This window comes from Bradyrhizobium sp. HKCCYLS3077 (assembly GCF_051167555.1).
In the GTDB taxonomy this organism is placed as follows: Bacteria; Pseudomonadota; Alphaproteobacteria; order Rhizobiales; family Xanthobacteraceae; genus Bradyrhizobium.
In genome coordinates, this window is record NZ_JBNPTH010000006.1 from 412,742 (window position 1) to 430,876 (window position 18,135).

At 66.2% G+C, this 18,135-nt stretch carries 14 protein-coding genes; 6 read left to right on the top strand and 8 right to left on the bottom strand.

Annotated features, from left to right (window positions below; translation table 11 throughout):
* Positions 1 to 124 precede the first annotated feature (124 nt).
* Positions 125 to 2,200, top strand: a complete 2,076-nt coding sequence (locus ACQR0Z_RS25345; RefSeq protein WP_434920440.1) for an acyltransferase family protein — start codon at positions 125 to 127, stop codon at positions 2,198 to 2,200.
* Here the strand turns inward: ACQR0Z_RS25345 and ACQR0Z_RS25350 are convergent.
* Positions 2,138 to 3,388: a NupC/NupG family nucleoside CNT transporter gene (locus tag ACQR0Z_RS25350; protein ID WP_434920441.1), complete on the bottom strand. Its 1,251-nt coding sequence runs from the start codon at positions 3,386 to 3,388 to the stop codon at positions 2,138 to 2,140. The genes ACQR0Z_RS25345 and ACQR0Z_RS25350 overlap by 63 nt on opposite strands.
* A gap of 117 nt (positions 3,389 to 3,505) precedes the next feature.
* Here ACQR0Z_RS25350 and ACQR0Z_RS25355 point away from each other — a divergent pair, with 117 nt between their 5' ends.
* On the top strand, positions 3,506 to 4,732 hold the full coding sequence (locus tag ACQR0Z_RS25355; protein ID WP_434920442.1) for an MFS transporter: 1,227 nt from the start codon (positions 3,506 to 3,508) through the stop codon (positions 4,730 to 4,732).
* Positions 4,733 to 4,953: 221 nt separating this feature from the next.
* Here the strand turns inward: ACQR0Z_RS25355 and ACQR0Z_RS25360 are convergent, their stop codons facing one another.
* From ACQR0Z_RS25360 to ACQR0Z_RS25380, 5 genes are all read right to left on the bottom strand, one after another.
* A complete protein-coding gene (locus ACQR0Z_RS25360; RefSeq protein WP_434920443.1) occupies positions 4,954 to 5,706 on the bottom strand; it encodes an SDR family oxidoreductase in 753 nt (250 codons plus the stop codon).
* A 45-nt stretch (positions 5,707 to 5,751) separates the two neighbouring features.
* Positions 5,752 to 6,510: a peptidase gene (locus ACQR0Z_RS25365; RefSeq protein ID WP_434858559.1), complete on the bottom strand. Its 759-nt coding sequence runs from the start codon at positions 6,508 to 6,510 to the stop codon at positions 5,752 to 5,754.
* A 242-nt stretch (positions 6,511 to 6,752) separates the two neighbouring features.
* Positions 6,753 to 7,604 carry a transglutaminase family protein gene (locus ACQR0Z_RS25370; protein WP_434920444.1) on the bottom strand — a complete coding sequence of 284 codons (852 nt, stop codon included), beginning with the start codon at positions 7,602 to 7,604 and terminating at the stop codon, positions 6,753 to 6,755.
* Between the two features lie 161 nt (positions 7,605 to 7,765).
* A complete protein-coding gene (locus ACQR0Z_RS25375; protein WP_434920445.1) occupies positions 7,766 to 8,710 on the bottom strand; it encodes an alpha-E domain-containing protein in 945 nt (314 codons plus the stop codon).
* Positions 8,711 to 8,988: 278 nt separating this feature from the next.
* A complete protein-coding gene (locus ACQR0Z_RS25380; RefSeq protein WP_434858562.1) occupies positions 8,989 to 10,407 on the bottom strand; it encodes a circularly permuted type 2 ATP-grasp protein in 1,419 nt (472 codons plus the stop codon).
* A 229-nt stretch (positions 10,408 to 10,636) separates the two neighbouring features.
* Here ACQR0Z_RS25380 and ACQR0Z_RS25385 point away from each other — a divergent pair, with 229 nt between their 5' ends.
* From ACQR0Z_RS25385 to ACQR0Z_RS25395, 3 genes are all read left to right on the top strand, one after another.
* Entirely contained in the window at positions 10,637 to 11,374 is a 738-nt protein-coding gene (locus ACQR0Z_RS25385; RefSeq protein ID WP_434920446.1) for a competence/damage-inducible protein A, read from the top strand.
* Between the two features lie 243 nt (positions 11,375 to 11,617).
* On the top strand, positions 11,618 to 12,139 hold the full coding sequence (gpt, locus tag ACQR0Z_RS25390; protein ID WP_434920447.1) for a xanthine phosphoribosyltransferase: 522 nt from the start codon (positions 11,618 to 11,620) through the stop codon (positions 12,137 to 12,139).
* A 104-nt stretch (positions 12,140 to 12,243) separates the two neighbouring features.
* On the top strand, positions 12,244 to 12,864 hold the full coding sequence (locus tag ACQR0Z_RS25395; RefSeq protein ID WP_434920448.1) for a hypothetical protein: 621 nt from the start codon (positions 12,244 to 12,246) through the stop codon (positions 12,862 to 12,864).
* Between the two features lie 116 nt (positions 12,865 to 12,980).
* Here the strand turns inward: ACQR0Z_RS25395 and ACQR0Z_RS25400 are convergent, their stop codons facing one another.
* Both ACQR0Z_RS25400 and ACQR0Z_RS25405 read right to left on the bottom strand, forming a co-directional pair.
* Positions 12,981 to 15,788 (bottom strand): autotransporter outer membrane beta-barrel domain-containing protein, encoded by a 2,808-nt coding sequence (locus ACQR0Z_RS25400; RefSeq protein WP_434920449.1) that lies wholly within the window; start codon positions 15,786 to 15,788, stop codon positions 12,981 to 12,983.
* Between the two features lie 455 nt (positions 15,789 to 16,243).
* Entirely contained in the window at positions 16,244 to 17,266 is a 1,023-nt protein-coding gene (locus ACQR0Z_RS25405) for a methionine synthase (protein ID WP_434858567.1), read from the bottom strand.
* Between the two features lie 138 nt (positions 17,267 to 17,404).
* On the opposite strand from ACQR0Z_RS25405, the gene ACQR0Z_RS25410 reads away from it, so the two are divergent.
* Positions 17,405 to 18,109, top strand: a complete 705-nt coding sequence (locus ACQR0Z_RS25410; protein WP_434875510.1) for a glutathione binding-like protein — start codon at positions 17,405 to 17,407, stop codon at positions 18,107 to 18,109.
* Positions 18,110 to 18,135: the final 26 nt, after the last annotated feature.

An 18,135-nucleotide genomic window follows, 5' to 3' on the forward strand; every position in this document is an offset into this window, starting at 1 on the left:
GGTGGGCGGCGGTCCGATCGCGCGTGTGTGTTGACGTCCAGTCCCGGGTGATCGGGATGGACGGGCCGGCGACCGGTCGGAGTGCCGTGTTCGGCGCCAGCTTGCGGAAGGCGTATCTGTCCCGTTGCCGTCCTATGTCGTCCAGTTTCGTCCGACCGCAACGCTCGCTCCGCGCAGGCTCGTCGCGCTGCGGCCCGGCATGGGCGAGGCGAGCGCGAGCTCGGCTGTCGCGCATCGCGAGGACATCGACTGGCTGCGCGCGATCGCGGTGCTCGCCGTCATCGGCTTCCATTTCGAGGCGCCGGGCATTTTCGGCGGCTTCGTCGGCGTCGACATCTTCTTCGTCATCTCGGGCTATCTGATCACCGGCATTATCGCCGCCGACATCGCGCAGGGACGCTTCTCGTTTGTGCGCTTCTACGAGCGGCGGATCCGGCGGCTGCTGCCCGCGCTCTATGCCGTCGTCGCGTTCTCAGCCATCCCCGCCGCGGACATGCTGAGTTCGGAGCGGGCCGAGTTCTTCCGCGCCGCCGCCGCCGTCGTCACCTTCACATCGAACATCTTTTTTTGGCTGCAGTCGGGCTATTTCGACCATTCAGCGATCGAGAAGCCGCTGCTCCATACCTGGTCGCTGGCGGTCGAGGAGCAGTTCTATCTTGTGCTGCCCATCGTCGTCTGGGCGGTGCTGATGATCGCGCGGAAACGCCGTTACGTCCTGCCCCTCATCCTGGCGCTGCTCGCGGCCGCGTCTTTCACAGTCAGTCTGATGCTGATGCGCGACAACGCGCCGGCCGCCGCTTTCTTCCTCAGCCCATCGCGCGCCTGGGAATTCCTGCTCGGCAGCCTCGTTGCCGTGGCGGGGCTGCCGGCGCCGCGGCTTGGCGCGATGCGGATGGCGGCCCGCGGGCTGGCACTGCTGCTGATGGCGATCCCGATCCTGTCGCTGCGGCCCGGTCCAGGCTTTCCAGGTTTGAACGCGCTAGCGCCGTGCCTCGGCGCCGCGCTGTTCCTGTGGAGCGGGACGGGGACCGCCGCCGTTGCGCGCAGCCCGCTGTCGCCGCTGGTCGTGCTGTCCTTCATCGGCCGCATCTCGTACTCGCTGTACCTCTGGCACTGGCCGCTATTCGTCTTCGCGCGCCTTGCCAAGCCGGGACTTGCGCTGGACGGCGGGGAGCGGGCGGCCTTGTTCGTGCTGACGCTCGGTGTCGCCGCGCTGTCGTGGCGCTTCGTCGAGCAGCCGTTTCGCACGCGGCAGTTTGCGCCGACGCCGCGCGCGGCCTTCGGCTTTGCGGCGCTCGCCAGCGTGCTGCTGCTCGCCGGCAGCGGCATGGGGCTGATGCGGAGCGGATCGGCGTCGGATGCGGATCGCAAGGCGCAGCGCCTCGATGCCTACAACGCCTATGACATGAAGCCGGTCTATCGCTACGGCTCCTGCTTCACGACGCCCGATGGCCGGGTGCCCGAGGAGTGCCTGCGCGTGGTGCCGGGCAAGATCAACGTCCTGCTCTGGGGCGACAGTTTTGCGGCGCATGCCTATCACGGGCTGGCGGCCAGCATTGATCCGCTTGAGGTCAACATCATGCAGGCGAGCCAGCCGACCTGCATGCCGACCTTCAGCGCGGAGACGCAAGGCGCCCCGGCCTGCCGTGCCCTTGCGCGCCAGATGCGCGACAGCATCGCCGCGCTTCGGCCCGATCTCGTGGTGATGGCGGCGGATTGGCTCGAGGATGCCCGCCCGCCGCGCTTCGCCGGCATGGTGCGCGATCTCCGGCTGACCTTGGCCCGCCTCAGCGAGGCCGGCATTCCCGTGGTGCTGCTCGGCCCGCCCGTGCAGTTTCGCGCCCGGCTGCCGGCGATGCTGGCCCGCGCGGCTTTGCGCGGCGTTGCGCCTGATCCTGCGGCGTTCGTTCGCCCGGATGTCTTCGCCTTGGACCAGGCGATGCAGGCGGCCCTGCCGAGCGGCGAGAGCCTATCCTACGTCTCGATCCTCTCGGCGGTCTGCGAGCAGCGCGCCTGTCCGCTCACCGCTGACGACGTGCCGCTGTCGTTCGACCATGCGCATATGACCGCGGAGGGATCGGTGCACGTGATGGCCAGGGTCGCGCCGCTCTTTCTGCCGCGGACGATGCTGTCGGGCTCAATTCAGCAGGCCGACGATCGCGCCCATCAGGCAGGTGGTGAGGGTGCCCGAGACGATTGATTTCAGCCCGAGCGCGTTGATCTCGTCGCGCCGTGTCGGCGCCATCGTGCCGAGGCCGCCGATCATGATGCCGAGGCTTGCGAAGTTGGCGAAGCCGCACATCGCATACAGCATGATCAATCGCGCGCGCGGGTCGAGTGCCGTGGCGTCGAGCTTGGCCAGCTCGACATAGGCGATCAGTTCGTTGAGCACCGTCTTGGTGCCCATCAGGCTGCCGGCGGTGACCGCTTCCGACCACGGGAGGCCCATCAGCCAGCACACCGGCGCCATGACCAGGCCGAGCAGCCGCTGCAGCGAGATGTCGGCGCCGCCGACAGCCGGCAGCAGCGACAGAATGGCGTTGGCGAGAGACACCAGCGCGACCAACACCAGCAGCAGCGCGACGATGTTCATCAGGAGCTCGAGCCCGGCGCTGGTGCCCTTGACGATGGCATCCATCGTCGAGGACGCCTGCATGTCGGGATCGGCGAGCGCGCCGCCGGTGAGTTGCTTCGAGGTCTCCGGCACCATGATCAGGCTGATCAGGATCGAGGCGGGGGCACCGAGCACCGAGGCGATGACGAAATGCGCGGCGGCATCGGGAATGAGCGGGGCGAGCAAGGTCGCGTACAGCACCAGCACGGTGCCGGCGATGCCGGCCATGCCGCCGGTCATCACCAGGAACAATTCGCTGCGCGTCATCTGCGCGAGATACGGCCGGATGAACAGCGGCGCTTCGACCATGCCGAGAAAGACGTTCGCGGCCGTGGAGAGCCCGACCGCGCCGCCGACGCCGAGCGTGCGCTCCAGCAGCCAAGCCATGCCGCGCACCAGCGGCGGCAGCACCCGCCAGTAGAACAGCAGCGTGGTCAGCACGCTCATCACCAGCACGATCGGCAGCGCCTGGAACGCGAGCACGAAGTCGGCCCCGGGCGCCTTGAGGTCAAAGGGCAGGGCGCCGCCTCCGACATAGCCGAACACGAAGGACGTGCCGGCGCGGGAGGCCTGGGAGATCGCGCCGACCGCGTCGTTGATGGCACCGAAGGCGCGGGCCACCACGGGCACCTTGAGCAGGATCAGCGCCGTCAGCAGCGTCACCACCAGTCCCAGCGCCGCGTGCTTCAGCGAGACCGCGCGTCGGTTCTCAGCCAGCGCCCATGCGATCGCGAGCAGCGCGATGATCCCGAACGCCGATTGTAATTGCAGCATCAGATCCCCCAAACCCCGCGCAAGTATGAGCGCAGGGCACGGCCCCGCGCAATGCGCTGCGGCCATGCGGGGCTTGCGATTGACAAGCAGTGGGGCCTGCGCCACCCAGGCCCCACCATGTCGACCACCGTCCCGATCGGCGCGCGCGATCTCCTCAAGCAAAGCGCGTTCCTGTTCTTCCTGTCGTCCCGCAGCCTGTCGCGCTTTGCCAGCCAGATCGCGGCGGTGGCGATCGGCTGGCAGATCTACGACCTGACCGGGCGGGCGTTCGATCTCGGCATGGTCGGGCTGATCCAGTTCCTGCCGACGGCGCTGCTGGTGTTCGTCGCAGGCAATGCCGCCGACCGCTTTCCGCGCAAGCGCGTGGTGCAGCTGTGCCAGCTCGCCGAGGCGCTCACGGCGCTGTATCTGGGCTGGGGCGCTTATGCGGGGCAGCTCGGGGAAGTGCAGCTGTTCGCGGCGGTGTTCGTGCTCGGCATCGCCGGTGCGTTCGAAAGCCCTGCCACGGCCGCGCTGCTGCCGCTGATCGCGCCGGAAGGCACGTTGCAGCGGGCGAGCGCATTGTCGAGCGGCGCAGCGCAACTGGCCACCATCGCCGGTCCCGCGATCGGTGGCTTTGCCTATGCGGTCGCGCCAGGACTGCCCTATGGCATCATGATGCTGTTCTGGATCGCCGGCATGGCGCTGACGGGACTGATGCAAGTGCCGGACGATGTGCCGGCGGAGCGGCCCGACGGCAGCAAGGACGACCTGTTCGCCGGCGTCCGCTTCATCCGCGCGAATCCCGCCATCCTCGGCACGATCTCGCTCGATCTGTTCGCGGTGCTGCTCGGCGGCGTGACGGCGCTGTTGCCGATCTATGCGCGCGACGTGCTCGATACCGGACCGTTCGGCCTCGGCGTGCTGCGCGCGGCGCCCGCGGTTGGTGCGCTCGCGATGACTGCGGTGCTGGCGCGCTACACGATCCAGCGGCGCGTGGGCCTGCGGATGTTTCAGGCGGTGATCGTGTTCGGCGCGGCGACCGTGGTGTTCGCTGTCTCGCATGTGATGTGGATCTCGGTCGCAGCGCTTGCGATCCTCGGCGCTGCCGACACGATCAGCGTCGTGATCCGCTTCTCATTGGTGCAACTCGCCACGCCGAACGAGATGCGCGGCCGCGTCGGCGCGGTGAACTTTCTCTTCATCAACGCCTCCAACCAGCTCGGCCAGTTCGAGAGCGGCGTCACCGCCGCGCTGCTCGGTGCCATGCCCGCCGCCATCCTCGGCGGCCTCGGCACGATCGGAATTGCGTTGCTGTGGATGAAGCTGTTTCCGACGCTGCGGAAAGTGGAAAGGCTGGAGTAGGGGCGTTTCGCTCTCCCCGTCTTATCGGAACGCACAAATCTTTCCGTCGTCATTCCGGGGCATCGCGCAGCGATGAGCCCGGAATCCATAACCACGACACGCCGTGTGACGACAACAATCGCCACAGCCATCTCGCGCCACATCACCGCTCGTGGCTATGGATTCCGGGCTCGCGCTTCGCGCGCCCCGGAATGACGAGCGGAGAGAAACAGGAAAGGCGACTAGCCCCGGCCGACGAACGGCATCTTCGTCGCCATCACCGTGATGAACAGCACGTTGGCGCTGAGCGGGAGGCCGGACATGTAGACGACGGCGTCGGCGACGGCCTGCACGTCCATGCGCGGCTCCGGCATCATGCGGCCGTCGGGCTGCAAGACGCCGCCGACCATGCGCTCGGTCATCGGGGTCTCGGCATTGCCGATGTCGATCTGGCCGACCGCGATGTCATAGGCGCGGCCGTCGAGGTTCGAGGCCTTCGTCAGGCCGGTGATGGCGTGCTTGGTGGACGTATAGGGCGAGGACAACGGGCGCGGCGCATGCGCCGAGATCGAGCCGTTGTTGATGATGCGGCCGCCGCGTGGGCTCTGGTCCTTCATGATGCGAAAGGCGTGCTGCGTGCACAGGAACGGCGCGGTGAGGTTGGTGGCGACCACCGAATTCCACTGTTCGAGCGAGAGGTCCTCGAACGGCAAGGGCGGCGCGCCCATGCCGGCATTGTTGAAGAGAACGTCGAGCCGGCCATAGGTTGTCTTCACGGTGTCGAACAGCGCCGCGATCGAGGCGGGGTCCATCATGTCGGCCGGCACGGGGAGGCTCATGCCGGCGGGGCCGAGCTTGGCGGTCTCCTCCAGCATCTCCTTACGGCGGCCGGCGAGCACCACGGTGAAGCCCGCGTTCATCAGCGCCAGCGATGTGGCGCGGCCGACACCCGTGCCTGCGCCCGTCACCAGCGCGATCTTCTTAGCTTCAGCCATGTTTCCTCACCTTTTCACGTTTGCCGTTTTGAGCAGAGTGCAGCGTCAGTGCTTCACGTCGCTCTGAGTCTTATAGGGCGGCCGTGGAATGTTGTTATGCGCCGCGCGCAGGGCCGCCGACCAGCGCGAGCGGAGGTCGTGAAAATAGGGCTCGCCGGCCTCGATGCGGTGGTTGAGATCGGCCTCGCAGGCGTCCGCGCGCACCACCAGCACGTCGATCGGCAGACCGACGCCGAGATTGGAGCGCATCGTCGAATCCATCGAGATCAGCCCCGTTTTGAGCGCCTCATAGAGCTCGACGTCGTAGTGCATGGCGCGGTCGAGCACCGGCTTGCCGTATTTGTGCTCGCCGATCTGCAAATAGGGCGTGTCGGTGGTGCACTCGATGAAATTGCCTGCGGTGTAGACCATGAACAGCCGCATCCGCGAGCCCTTGATCTGGCCGCCGAACAGGAATGAGACATCGAACGAGATGTCCTCGGCCTTCAAGGCCGGGCCTTCGGTCGCATGCACCATGCGGATCGCCTTGCCGATGCGCTGCGCGGCCTGGAACATGGTCGGCGCGTTCATCAAAGTCTCGACCTCGCCGGTCTCGGGGTCTTCGATGCCTTCGGTCAGGGTCGACAGCACGGACTGGCTGATGGCGAGATTGCCGGCGCTGGCGACGGCCACGATGCGCTCGCCGGGATTGGAGAAGATGTGCAGCTTGCGGAAGGTGGAGACGTTGTCGAGGCCGGCATTGGTCCGGGTGTCCGCGATCATGACGAGACCGTCACGCACCAGAATTCCGCAGCAATAGGTCATCGTTCGTCCCCCGAGCCAGAGCGCGAATTAGTAGCGAAAATCGGTGGCGCGTCCAACCCTGCAGAGAAGGCCGGGGCTCAGGCAAGACGCCGCTCCACAACAGGTCGTCATTCCGGGGCGGCGCGAAACGACGAGCCCGGAATCCATGTCTCAGCGCGTCCTGCCGCCCGATGGATTCCGGGCTCGCGCTGCGCGCGCCCCGGAATGACACCGCTGGTGGGGTTACGGGCGCGTTCCGGATTTCAGGACTGGCGCTGGGACTGGGATTGCGACTGGCCGCCGCTGCGGCCGACCTGCTCGACCTTGACCTTGACGGTCAGTGTCTCCGAACCGCCGCCATAGCGGGTGCCGCGCACCGGGGCGGCGCCGAGATAGTCCAGCCCGATCGCGACCCGGACATGGGCGTCGGTGGAGCAGATGCAGTTGGCGGCATCGAAGCCGACCCAGCCGAGGTCCGGCACATAGGCTTCGGCCCAGGCATGGCCGGCTTCCTGGTGCACCGCACCATCGGAGCGCAGGAAATGGCCGGAAATGAAGCGCGCGGGGATGCCGGCGGCGCGGGCGCTGGCGATGAAGATGTGCGCGTAATCCTGGCAGACGCCGCGCTTGAGCGCGAAGGCCTCGGCCGCGGATGTGCCGCTGTGGGTCGGGTCCTCGTCGAAGGTCATGTGCTCATAGACCTGCGTCATCAGCGTGTGCAGGAAGCCGAGCACGTCGGTCTCGGACTCCGCGCGCAGGTCGCGCACGACCGCTGTCATGGCGGCATTGGCCGCGGTCAGGGGCGTGGTGCGCAGGAAAAAACCGGGCGGGAAGCGCTCGTCGGCGCCCTTGAGCACGCCGCCGGTGTCGTGGGTCTCGACCAGGCCCTCGGCGGTGATCGTGAGATCCTCCAGGGCGCCATGGGTGATGACGTGGGTGACGTTGCCGAACGCGTCCTCGTGCATGTCGAGGCGGGAATCGGTCGAGACGTCGATCTGCCATTCCGCCACATATTGGCCGTCATGGCTGCCGGGCGTCATGCGGATGATCTGGATGACGCCGGTCGCCGCCGGCTCGTAGCGGTAGGTGGTGGAATGGGAGATACGCAGGCGCATGGCAGTCGACCAGTCTCGTCAGATGGGCTGTCCGCGGTTAGCTCGTTTCGGCTCGGCCTGGAAGGGGCGGGGCCGTCCGTCAGCCTACGGGAACGGAGCCGCGTACCGGACGTGGGCTTGCGGACACGCGCCGATTGTGGCCTCCCGCGCCCGTGAGGCGATCAGATCAGATATTGCTTGGTGATGATCTCCCCGAGCCGGGAATTGTCGGCGATGAACTCCTGGATGAACTCGTGGACGCCGCGCTGGAAGACGTCGTCCATGTTGGAATGTTCGAGCCGGTTGCGCACGCCGCGGGCGTGGCGCTGCGACGGACCCTGGCGGCCATAGGCGACGCCGATCTGGTCGAGATTGCGGACGAGATTGCCGTAGCAGCTGGCGAGCGAGCGCGGCAGGGTGTCGTTCAGGATCAGGAGATCCGCGATCAGCCAGGGTTTCAGCGTCTCGCGATACACCCAGTGATAGGCGGTCAGCGCCGAGACCGAGCGCAGGATCGAGGTCCACTGGTAGTAGTCGAGCGGGCCGCCGACATGCTCCTCCTCGGGCAGCAGCACGTGATATTTCACGTCGAGAATGCGCGCGGTGTTGTCGGCGCGCTCCAGATGCAGGCCGAGCCGCGAGAACCAGTAGGCATCGTTGCGCAGCATGGTCCGGTAGGCCGAACCGTCGAAGCGCAGCGAGGTCTCCTGCACGAAGCGCAGGAAGCGCGCGAGCTCCTCGCGCGTCTTGGTGCCCTTGCTCCAGACCTCCTGCAGCTCGATCCAGGAGCCGTTCAGAGTATCCCACATCTCGGAGGTAAGGGCGGTGCGGACCGAGCGCGCATTGAGCCGCGCGGCCTCGATGCAGTTCTTGATCGAGGACGGGTTCGACTGGTTGAACGAGAGATACTCGATGACGTTCTGCTCGTTGGCCTCGGAATAGTGCTCGTAGAAGCTGACATTGACGCCGGCCGTCATCAGCGCCGATTCCCACTCGTTGGTCTTGCCGATATAGGCCGCGGGAAGGGCGGTGACGCGCAAGGTCGCGTCGATGGTGCGGGCGAGATACTCGGCGCGCTCGACGTAGCGGGCCAGCCAGTACAGGTTTTCGGCGGTGCGCGACAGCATGGGCAATCTACGAGGTGCGGAGGGAGCCTGCCCCAGCGGGGCAGGCGTGCACGGCTAGAGAGAAGTTTGTTGGCGAGCTCATTCCGCGAGCACGCTGCGCTCCCTCTCCCCGTCCTTTACGGGGAGAGGGCTGGGGTGAGGGGCAGCCGCACGGGCGGTGCGAATCGATAGACCTGTACCCCCTCACCCGGATTGCATCTGGCGATGCAATCCGACCTCTCCCCGCAAGCGGGGAGAGGTGAAAAACGGCGAGTTGCCCGAGGTGCGTAACCCAACCCTTACTCATCCAGCACCCATGTGTCCTTGGTGCCGCCGCCCTGGCTGGAATTCACCACCAGCGAACCTTCCTTGAGCGCGACGCGCGTCAGGCCGCCCGGCACGATGGTGGTACGGTCGCGGCCCGTCAGCACGAACGGCCGGAGATCGACATGGCGCGGCGCCAGTCCCGAGGCGACGCAGGTCGGACATGTCGACAGCGCCAGCGTCGGCTGGGCGATGAAGCCCTCGGGCTCGCGCTTCAGCTTGTCGCGGAACGCTTCGATCGTCGCTTTCGTCGCGGCCGGGCCGATCAGCATGCCGTAGCCGCCGGAGCCGTGCACCTCCTTGACGACGAGCTCGCCGAGATGGTCGAGCACGTAAGACAGATCCTGCGGCTCGCGGCAGCGCCAGGTCTGCACGTTCTTCAGGATCGGCTCCTCGCCGAGATAGAACTTCACGACGTCCGGCATGTAGGAGTAGATCGCCTTGTCGTCGGCGATGCCGGTGCCGACCGCATTGGCGAGCGTGACGTTGCCGGCGGCATAGGCCGACATCAGGCCGGGCACGCCGAGCGCCGAATCCGGGCGGAAGGTGAGGGGGTCGAGGAAGTCGTCGTCGACGCGGCGATAGATCACGTCGACCCGCTTGAGGCCCTCCGTGGTCCGCATGAACACCTCCTCGTTCTTGACGATGAGGTCGCGGCCCTCGACCAGCTCGATGCCGAGCTTGTCGGCCAGGAACGAGTGTTCGTAATAGGCTGAATTGTAGATGCCGGGGGTCATCAGCGCCACCGTCGGCTCGGCCGAGGCGCTGAGCGGCGCGACCGAGCGCAGGCACGACAAGAGCTCGTCCGGATAGCGCTCGACCGGGGCTACGCGGTGGCGTGCGAACAGGTCCGGAAACAGCCGCATCATGATCTCGCGGTTTTCCAGCATGTAGGACACGCCCGAGGGCGTTCGCGCATTGTCCTCGAGCACGATGAAGTCGTTGGCGTCGACGCGGACGATGTCGATGCCGGCGATATGCACATAGACGTCGTGCGGCACGTCCTGGCCGTTCATCTCCGGGCGGAACACCGGGTTCTGGAAGATCAAATCATCCGGAACGACATTGGCGCGCAGGATGTCGCGGCCATGATAGATGTCGCGCAGGAACATGTTCAGCGCCTTGACGCGCTGCTTCAGCCCCTTCTCCAGCAGGGTCCATTCCTTGCCCGAAAGGATGCGCGGGATCACGTCGAACGGGATCAGCCGCTCCTGCGCCTCCGCCTCGCCATAGACGGCGAAGGTGATGCCGATTCGCCGGAACAGCAATTCGGCCTCGTGGCGGCGATATTCCAGCGCTTCCGGCGGCGTTTCCTTCAGCCACCGCGACAGCTCCTGATAAGCCTGACGGACGTCGCCGCCCGGCTCGTTCATTTCGTCGAACGCAACTGCCATAGATGCCCGTGTGTCCCAGCCTCGCCATACACTGCATGACTCCACAGGATGGTAGCAAGGGCCGGGCCAGCGCGATATGCATTCTCCTGCGGCATTTCGTGGGACACGCGAGAAGGCCTGCCCGAAAAACCGGCTGCACGATGCTCAAATCCGCGGCATAGACTGCGACGTTCCGGATGACATTGGCGCCGAGGCGGGCCAAAAGAGACGGGGAATGCGAGGAGATATCATGAGCGAGATCGTCACCGCGGGGTTGCTGGTCATCGGCGACGAAATCCTGTCCGGCCGGACCAAGGACAAGAACATCGGCTTCATCGCCGAATACCTGACCAATCTCGGCATCGACCTCAAGGAGGTCCGGGTGGTCTCGGACGATGAGAGCGACATCATCGCGGCGCTGGACGCGCTGCGGCACCGCTACACCTATGTCTTCACCACCGGCGGCATCGGGCCGACCCATGACGACATCACGGCCGACTCGATCGCCAAGGCGTTCGGCGTCGGCATCGACCATCATCCCGAGGTCGTCGCGCGCTTCCGCGAGCGCTGGAGCGAGCAGGAGCTCAACGAGGCCCGTCTGCGCATGGCGCGCATCCCCGATGGCGCCGAACTGATCCAGAGCGCAACCATCCTGGCGCCGGGCTTCAAGCTCGGCAACGTCATCGTCATGGCCGGCGTGCCCTCGATCATGCAGGCGATGATGGACATCGTCGCGCCGAAGCTGAAATCCGGCGTGCGCATGCTGTCGGAGACCGTGCGCGCCAACGCCCGCGAGGGCGACATCGGCGGCCCCTTGCGCGAGATCGCGAAGGCGCATCCGGACACCATCATCGGCAGCTATCCCTTCATCGACGAGGACCAGAAGCCGAACACGCATCTGGTGGTGCGCTCGCGCGACCAGGAGAAACTGTCGGCGGCGATGGGAGCCGTGAAGGAGATGCTCGCCGGGCTGAACGTGACGCGCTAAGTTTACGACGTCGCAAAGAGCTAGGCGGCTTGCGCGCTCGCCGTCATTCCGGGGCAAGCGTCAATGCGAAGACGCGAAGCGGCGAAGCGTTGACGATTGAACCCGGAATCCCGAGATTGTCAGAAATGAACGCAAGACAATCTCGAGATTCCGGGTTCAGGGCCTCTCGGCCTTCCCCGGAATGACCGAGACTTTGCGCGGCAGGTGTCATCAGAGGCGGCGGGCGAGGGCGGACGGGACGACATGACAGACAAGACCTTGAGCGCAGAGGAACGGGCAGGCCGGGCCTTTCCGGTGTCCTGGGATCAGTTCCACAGGGACTGCCGGGCGCTGACCTGGCGGCTCAACGAGATCGGACCGTTTCACGCCGTCGTGGCCATCACCCGCGGCGGACTGGTGCCGGCGGCGATCGTGGCGCGCGAGCTCGGCGTGCGGGTGATCGATACGATCTGCATCGCCAGCTATGACCACACCAAGCAGGGCGAGCTGCAGGTCCTCAAGGGCATCTCGCCCGACACCGCCAAACTCGGCGGCGGCACCGGCAAGGGGCTCCTGATCGTCGACGACCTCGTCGACACCGGCAAGACCGGACGGATGGTCCGTGAACTGCTCCCCGACGCCCATTTCGCCACCGTCTACGCCAAGCCCAAGGGCCGGCCGCTGGTCGACACGTTCATCACCGAGGTGTCTCAGGACACCTGGATCTTCTTCCCCTGGGACACCGCGCTGTCCTTCGCGCCGCCGCTGCGCGACGGGGCGGCATGAGAAGGTGCGAATGGCGAGTAGGGAATAGCGAATAGGAATTCGGGTGGGCCAGTCGTGCTCTATTCGCTACTCCCTATTCGCTATTCGCCGGCCAAGGGCTCGCCATGCCGCTGCAGAACCGCGTGACGCCAACTGGCGACATCGTCGCCACGCCGCATCGCGGGATTTTCACCGGCAATCGCGGCATCATCCATGATCCCGCAACCAGGACACTGCTGAGCAGGCGCTGGTCGAGCCCGGCCTGGCTGGTCTGCCTGTGCGAGTTCCGCGGCAAGCGCCGAGAGGTGATGGCGAGGCGGAGCTGGACCGAGCTGTTCTTCCTTGACGAGGCCACCGCGCTCGCCGCCGGCCACCGCCCCTGCTTCTATTGCCGCCGCGACGACGCCGAGCGCTTTCGCGCCGCCTGGGAGACGGGCAACGATGTCAGGGATATCCGCGCGTCCGAGATCGACAAGGTGCTGCATCGCGAGCGGCTCGACCGCGGCCGCAAGCGGTTGCATCCGCTATCGATACCGATCGATCAACTGCCCGATGGCGCGATGGTGCAGGCGGGTGAAGAGAGCTTCGCGATTCTGCGGGGCAGGGCGCTACCGTGGTCCTTCGCCGGTTACGGCGTCGCGCGCGATGACCTTGCTGCTCCGCTGCTGCTGACGCCACCGTCGACGCTCCGCGCGCTCCGGGCCGGCTATCGTCCGGTGCTGCATCCGAGTGCGAAGGCCACGTAGCCCGGATGAGCGGAGCGACATCCGGGGTCTCACGCGCTGTTCGTGTGAACCCGCATGTCGCTGTGCTCATGCGGGCTACGGCAACGCCTTCGCGTTCGGAGGCAGGCGCGTAGCCATCACCACGAATAGCGCACGACCGCCTTGCCGCCATAGCTGCGGGTGACGTTGGAGAACTCGCCCTCGAACGTTCCTGCGGCCGACCAGCCGTTGGTCCACTTCATTTCCGCCGACGCCGAGGTCAGCGCGGAATCGCTGGCTTGCCGCGCGCCATTGACGACGAAGGCAGCCCCCGGCAGCGCCTGGAAGGTCGCTGCGATCGAGCGGTCCGGGTTGAAGTCGTGCGCCCAGGCGAACCGGCCGCGCAGCGTGAAGATGCCGTCCGACAAGGCGTAGGATTTGTCGGTACGCAAGCCGAGCTCGCTGCGCGTCGCCGTGATGGTCCTGGCGCCGTAGGCAAGCGCGAAGGTGTTGTTGCCGACGACCGCCCGCTCGCCGTAGCCCGGCAGGGCGAAGGTGGTGAACTGAGCGGCCGCATAGGGCGTGATGCCCACGCTCGTCCAGGGGGTGAGGAAGCGATGACCGCCCTCGATCCGGCCTGAATAGGTGTTGGCGTTGAAGTTGGCGCGCAGCTGATCGATGCCGGCCACGGTCACGGTGCGGTTCGTGGTGATGTCCTGCCAGCCATAGGCGAGCGCGCCGGTGATATAGCCTGCGCCGATATTGTGCCGCATGAAGCCGCCGGCTTGGAACAGGTCGGACCGGCCGCCACCGCCATTGAAGACGTTGAAGTTCGTGCCGCCGCCCGCCAGTGCAAAGCCTGCTACAGTGTAGGGCGAGAAGCGATAGTCGGCGCCGACCGCGGTCGCGTAGAGATTGCTGGTGGCGGTGTTCGAGCCGAGCGCGGCGTTGCCGTCGGTGGTCTGGGCTCCGCCGAACGCGGCCGCCCATACGCTCCAGCCGGCCCTCGCCATCACTGCGGGAGGGGCCTTGGTGTAGATCGCCGCCAGCGCATCGCTCGGATTGCGCTTCTGCGCATAGGCGAGTTCGGGTCCGGCATAGGCCGTCGGACCGGTCGGCGGCGTCGACGGCTCACCGCGACCGCCGACGAAGGGATCGGTCATGACGCCCATGAACTGCGTCATCGCGTTGAACGTCGCCTGCTGGGCGCCGGTGGCGGTTTCGCCCGAGAGCTGCGTCAGGCCAGCGGGGGTCAGCCCGGTGAAGACGATCGGGATGCTGCCGTTCGTGTTGAAGTAGTTGCCGAGCGCCCGGTTTACGTTGGTCTGGTTGATGTTCCCGCTCAGCACGGGAGCGAGATCGAGATTGAGAAAGGCGTTATTGGCGTCATAGCTCAAGGATGACGTGAAGCCCGCCGGCGCGCTTGTCGCCGTCACGCCGCTGAAGGTGCCGCTGACGCCGCCCGTCGCGGTCAGGATCGTGTATTTCTTCGCGACATAGGTTCCGGCGGCGTAGACCGCATTGACCGTGGCGCCGTTGAGGGTGGCGATGCCGGTCACGCTGGCGCGCGAGGCGGTCGTCGGATCGACCTGGACCAGGTAGATCGCACCCGACTGGAATGCGAGATTGCCGCTGACCGTCATCGTGCTGGCGGCCGTCCCGTTGCCGGGCGCGAAGGTGCCGCCCGAATTGATCTGGGTGCCCCTGACCGTTCCGACACCGGCCAGCGTGCCGCCGGAATTGACCGAGGTCAGGGCCGAATTCGCCGCTGTGCCGTTCACCTCCAGCGTACCGCCATTCACGACGGTGTTGCCGGTGTAGGTGTTGGCGGCCGTCAGCACCAGCTTGCCGCTGCCGGTCTTGACGAGGGCGGTGTTGATGCCGCCGGTGGTCAGGCCTGTGCCGGCGATGGTGTTGGCGTAGGTGAGGGTGCCGCTGGATACTGCGATATTGGCGGTGACGCCGCTGATGAAGATGCCGGATCCCTGCGCGGCGCCGGCCGCTGCCGAAAATCCATTGATGGCGCTCGGTCCGATGCCGATGCCAGGGGTGCCGGCGGCGCCACCGGTGACGGTGTTGCCCGAGATCGGCGAGTCGAGAATCGTCAGCGTGCCGCCGGTGGCGACGTAGATGGCGCCGCCATTGCCGGCGCCGCCATTGCCGCCGGCGCCGCCGTCGGAGCCGGGTCCGGGACCGCCCGCGCCGCTGGCGTTGGTGGCGCCGTCACCGCCGGTGCCGCCATTGCCGCCATTGGCGTTGCCGGTGCCGCCGGGATTGTTGTTGGTGTAGGTGGTGCTGTTGGTGGTGCCGGAGCCGCCGCCGCCGCCGCCGCCGTCACCGACCGAAGCGCCCGCGGTGCCGGCCGTGCCTTGTCCACCGGCATGTCCGCCTATGCCGCCCGCGCCACCGCCGCCGCTGGCGCCACCATTGTTCGCCGCACCACCGGTGCCGCCATTGCCACCATTCACCGGGTCGGCCGCCGCGTTCTGCGCACTGCCGCCATTGCCACCGGCGCCGCCTGTGGCGCTGTTGCTGGTGAAGGTCACTGCGGCAATCGTGACATTGGCGCCACTGCCGACGAACAGGCCGCCGCCGGCCCCGAGGCCGCCGCCGCCGCCGCCGCCGGAGCCGTAGGCCAGACCGCCGCTGTAGTAGCCGTTCTGACCGTTGGTGCCATTGCCGCCGATCGCCGCCATGTTGGTGATTGACAGGCTGGAGATGTTCACGGTCGGCGCGTTGGCCCCATTGACGACGATGCCCTGGAAGGAGGAGGCGCCGTTGACGGTCTGGCCGTTGCCGGTGATGTTCACCGTGACGTTGGCGTTGGCGGCTTGCAACTGTGCCAGCGAGCTCGACAGCGTGAAGCCGCTGATGATGTTGATGGTCACCGTCGAGTTGGCGCCGGCGGCTGCGACCGCAGCGACCGCCGTGTTCCAGTCGGCCTGATTGGCGACGTCAATCGCCATCGCCTGGGTACTCAGCATCGTTCCCGCGAGGAGGATCGACATGGCCAGAAAGCGACGCGCCTTTGACTTCGGCGCAGCAAACATCGTTCTCGCAAAGCAAGCCATCTCAGTCCCCAGCAATGAAGGCAAGTGTCAGACTCGAACTAATTTAGGCGGCAGAAATTTCACGCCAAACTTGTGTTCCGAAATGAAATGTCGGGACGCATCTTGTCAAGAACAGCAAAGACACACCCGGAAACGAATGATGTTCCATAGGTGCTAAAATACCCTGGGGCCGATTGAACTGTGGACCGGCGTGTGCGGCGGATGCCGGCGGCAGCGCGCACGGCATTCTGATGCGGACGAGGTGATGGCCGCAACGCATCGTAGGATGCGCAAGCGATGCCGTGTCTCGCATCGCTTCCGCGTCATTATCGCACGTGAGGTCGCAGGTGGCCTGCGGATCGGTGATTCCCTTATGCGAACCGCTGCCGCGCCAGCTTCGCGCCGGTGCCGAGCGCCATCAGCTTCGCCTCTGCGACTTCGCGCCGCATCGGGGCCATGCCGCAATTGGTGGTCGCGATGATGTTCTCTTTCGGCACCACCTTCATGACGTCCTCGAGTGTCTTGCAGACGTCTTCGGCGGTCTCGATCTCGTCGCTGGCGACATCGATGACGCCCGCCTGGACGATCTTGTTCTTGAGCAGGCCGAGCAGCTCGATCGGCACCTTCGAATTGCGGCATTCGACCGCGACCTGCTGAATGCTGCTGGCGTCGATGACCGGGAAGGTCTCCTCATATTGCCGCCACTCGCTGCCGAGCGTTTCCTTCCAGTCGGTGTTGGCCTTGATGCCGTAGCCGTAGCAGATGTGGACCGCGGTCGGGCACGTCAGGCCTTCGGCGGCGCGCTCCAGCGCCTTGATGCCCCAGTCGCGCACCTCGTCCATGTAGACGTTGAAGGCGGGCTCATCGAACTGGATCATGTCGATGCCGTCGTCGTGCAGCGCCTTGGCCTCCTGGTTCAACAGCTCGGCGAAGGCGAACGCCATCTTGACGCGGTCGCCATAGTAGTTGTCGGCGATGGTGTCGATGATCGTCATCGGCCCCGGCAGCGTGAACTTCACGGCGCGCGTGGTGTGCGTGCGCGCGATCCGCGCCTCGTCGCCATGGACGCGGCCCTTGAGCGACAGCGGCGCCACGACTTGCGGCACCATCGCCTTGTAGCGGTCCTTGCGGATGCCCATCTCGACCTTGTGCGCGAAGTCGATGCCCTCGACGCGCTCGAGAAAGCCGTGCACGAAATGCTGCCGCGACTGCTCGCCCTCGGTGAGGATGTCGATGCCGGAATCCTCCTGCAGCTTCAGCGCCAGGATGGTGGCATCGCGCTTGGCGCGCGCGAGCTCGTCGCCCTTCGACTTCCACGGCGCCCACAGCACGTTCGGCTCGGCCAGCCATTCCGGCTTCGGCAGCGAGCCCGCGATGGTCGATGCAAACAGCATGGTCGTATTCTCCGGCGTAGGGGCAGTCAGGCTTGAGCGCCTGTCTGCCATGGCTTACCCTTCCCGTACAGAAGAACGAGCCGCGTCATGCGTTCCGCAGCGCGGCATAATGGGTCGGGAACGAAGCTCGGGGAAGGCATGATCGACCTCTATTATGCGCCGACGCCGAACGGCTGGAAGATCTCGATCATGCTCGAGGAACTCGGGCTGCCTTATACGGTCATTCCCGTCGACATCCGGGCCGGCGACCAGTTCAAGCCGGAGTTCCTCGCGATCAGCCCGAATAACCGCATTCCCGCGATCGTCGATCGCGCGCCGGCTGACGGAGACGAGCCGTTCTCGGTGTTCGAGACCGGCGCGATCCTGATCTATCTCGCCGACAAGACCGGGCGTTTTCTGCCGCAGGAGATTCGGGCGCGTTCGCGCGTGATCCAATGGGTGATGTGGCAGATGGCGGGTCTCGGGCCGATGATGGGGCAGCATGGCCATTTCGCGCTGTATGCGGCGGAGAAGATCCCTTACGCGATCCAGCGCTACCGCGACGAGGTCGCGCGTCTTTTCCACGTGCTCGACGTCCAGCTCGGCAAGACCGGCGCCCACGTCGCCGGCGACGACTACACGATCGCCGATATGGCCTGCTTTCCCTGGATCATGACGCACAAGGCGCAAGGCTTTACGCTCGACGACTATCCGAACATCAAGCGCTGGTACGCGAGCTTGCGCGCGCGGCCGAAGCTGCAGGCGGGGCTCGCAATTGGCAAGTTCGTCAAGGAGCCGTTCAACGACGAGACGCGCCACGTGATGTTCGGCGCGCGGGCGAAGGAAATGACGGGGAGATCGTGAGCGAACGCCACGGCGTCGCGAGGAGA

Excerpts from the sequence above, each read along its gene's own strand:
- ACQR0Z_RS25395 (WP_434920448.1), top strand. The coding sequence starts at position 12,244 with ATGCCGCTGCAGAACCGCGTGACGCCAACTGGCGACATCGTCGCCACG.
- ACQR0Z_RS25405 (WP_434858567.1), bottom strand. The coding sequence starts at position 17,266 with ATGCTGTTTGCATCGACCATCGCGGGCTCGCTGCCGAAGCCGGAATGG.
- ACQR0Z_RS25400 (WP_434920449.1), bottom strand. The coding sequence starts at position 15,788 with ATGGCGATTGACGTCGCCAATCAGGCCGACTGGAACACGGCGGTCGCT.
- ACQR0Z_RS25350 (WP_434920441.1), bottom strand. The coding sequence starts at position 3,388 with ATGCTGCAATTACAATCGGCGTTCGGGATCATCGCGCTGCTCGCGATC.
- gpt (WP_434920447.1), top strand. The coding sequence starts at position 11,618 with ATGACAGACAAGACCTTGAGCGCAGAGGAACGGGCAGGCCGGGCCTTT.
- ACQR0Z_RS25375 (WP_434920445.1), bottom strand. The coding sequence starts at position 8,710 with ATGCTGTCGCGCACCGCCGAAAACCTGTACTGGCTGGCCCGCTACGTC.
- ACQR0Z_RS25355 (WP_434920442.1), top strand. The coding sequence starts at position 3,506 with ATGTCGACCACCGTCCCGATCGGCGCGCGCGATCTCCTCAAGCAAAGC.
- ACQR0Z_RS25370 (WP_434920444.1), bottom strand. The coding sequence starts at position 7,604 with ATGCGCCTGCGTATCTCCCATTCCACCACCTACCGCTACGAGCCGGCG.
- ACQR0Z_RS25410 (WP_434875510.1), top strand. The coding sequence starts at position 17,405 with ATGATCGACCTCTATTATGCGCCGACGCCGAACGGCTGGAAGATCTCG.
- ACQR0Z_RS25380 (WP_434858562.1), bottom strand. The coding sequence starts at position 10,407 with ATGGCAGTTGCGTTCGACGAAATGAACGAGCCGGGCGGCGACGTCCGT.
- ACQR0Z_RS25385 (WP_434920446.1), top strand. The coding sequence starts at position 10,637 with ATGAGCGAGATCGTCACCGCGGGGTTGCTGGTCATCGGCGACGAAATC.
- ACQR0Z_RS25365 (WP_434858559.1), bottom strand. The coding sequence starts at position 6,510 with ATGACCTATTGCTGCGGAATTCTGGTGCGTGACGGTCTCGTCATGATC.
- ACQR0Z_RS25360 (WP_434920443.1), bottom strand. The coding sequence starts at position 5,706 with ATGGCTGAAGCTAAGAAGATCGCGCTGGTGACGGGCGCAGGCACGGGT.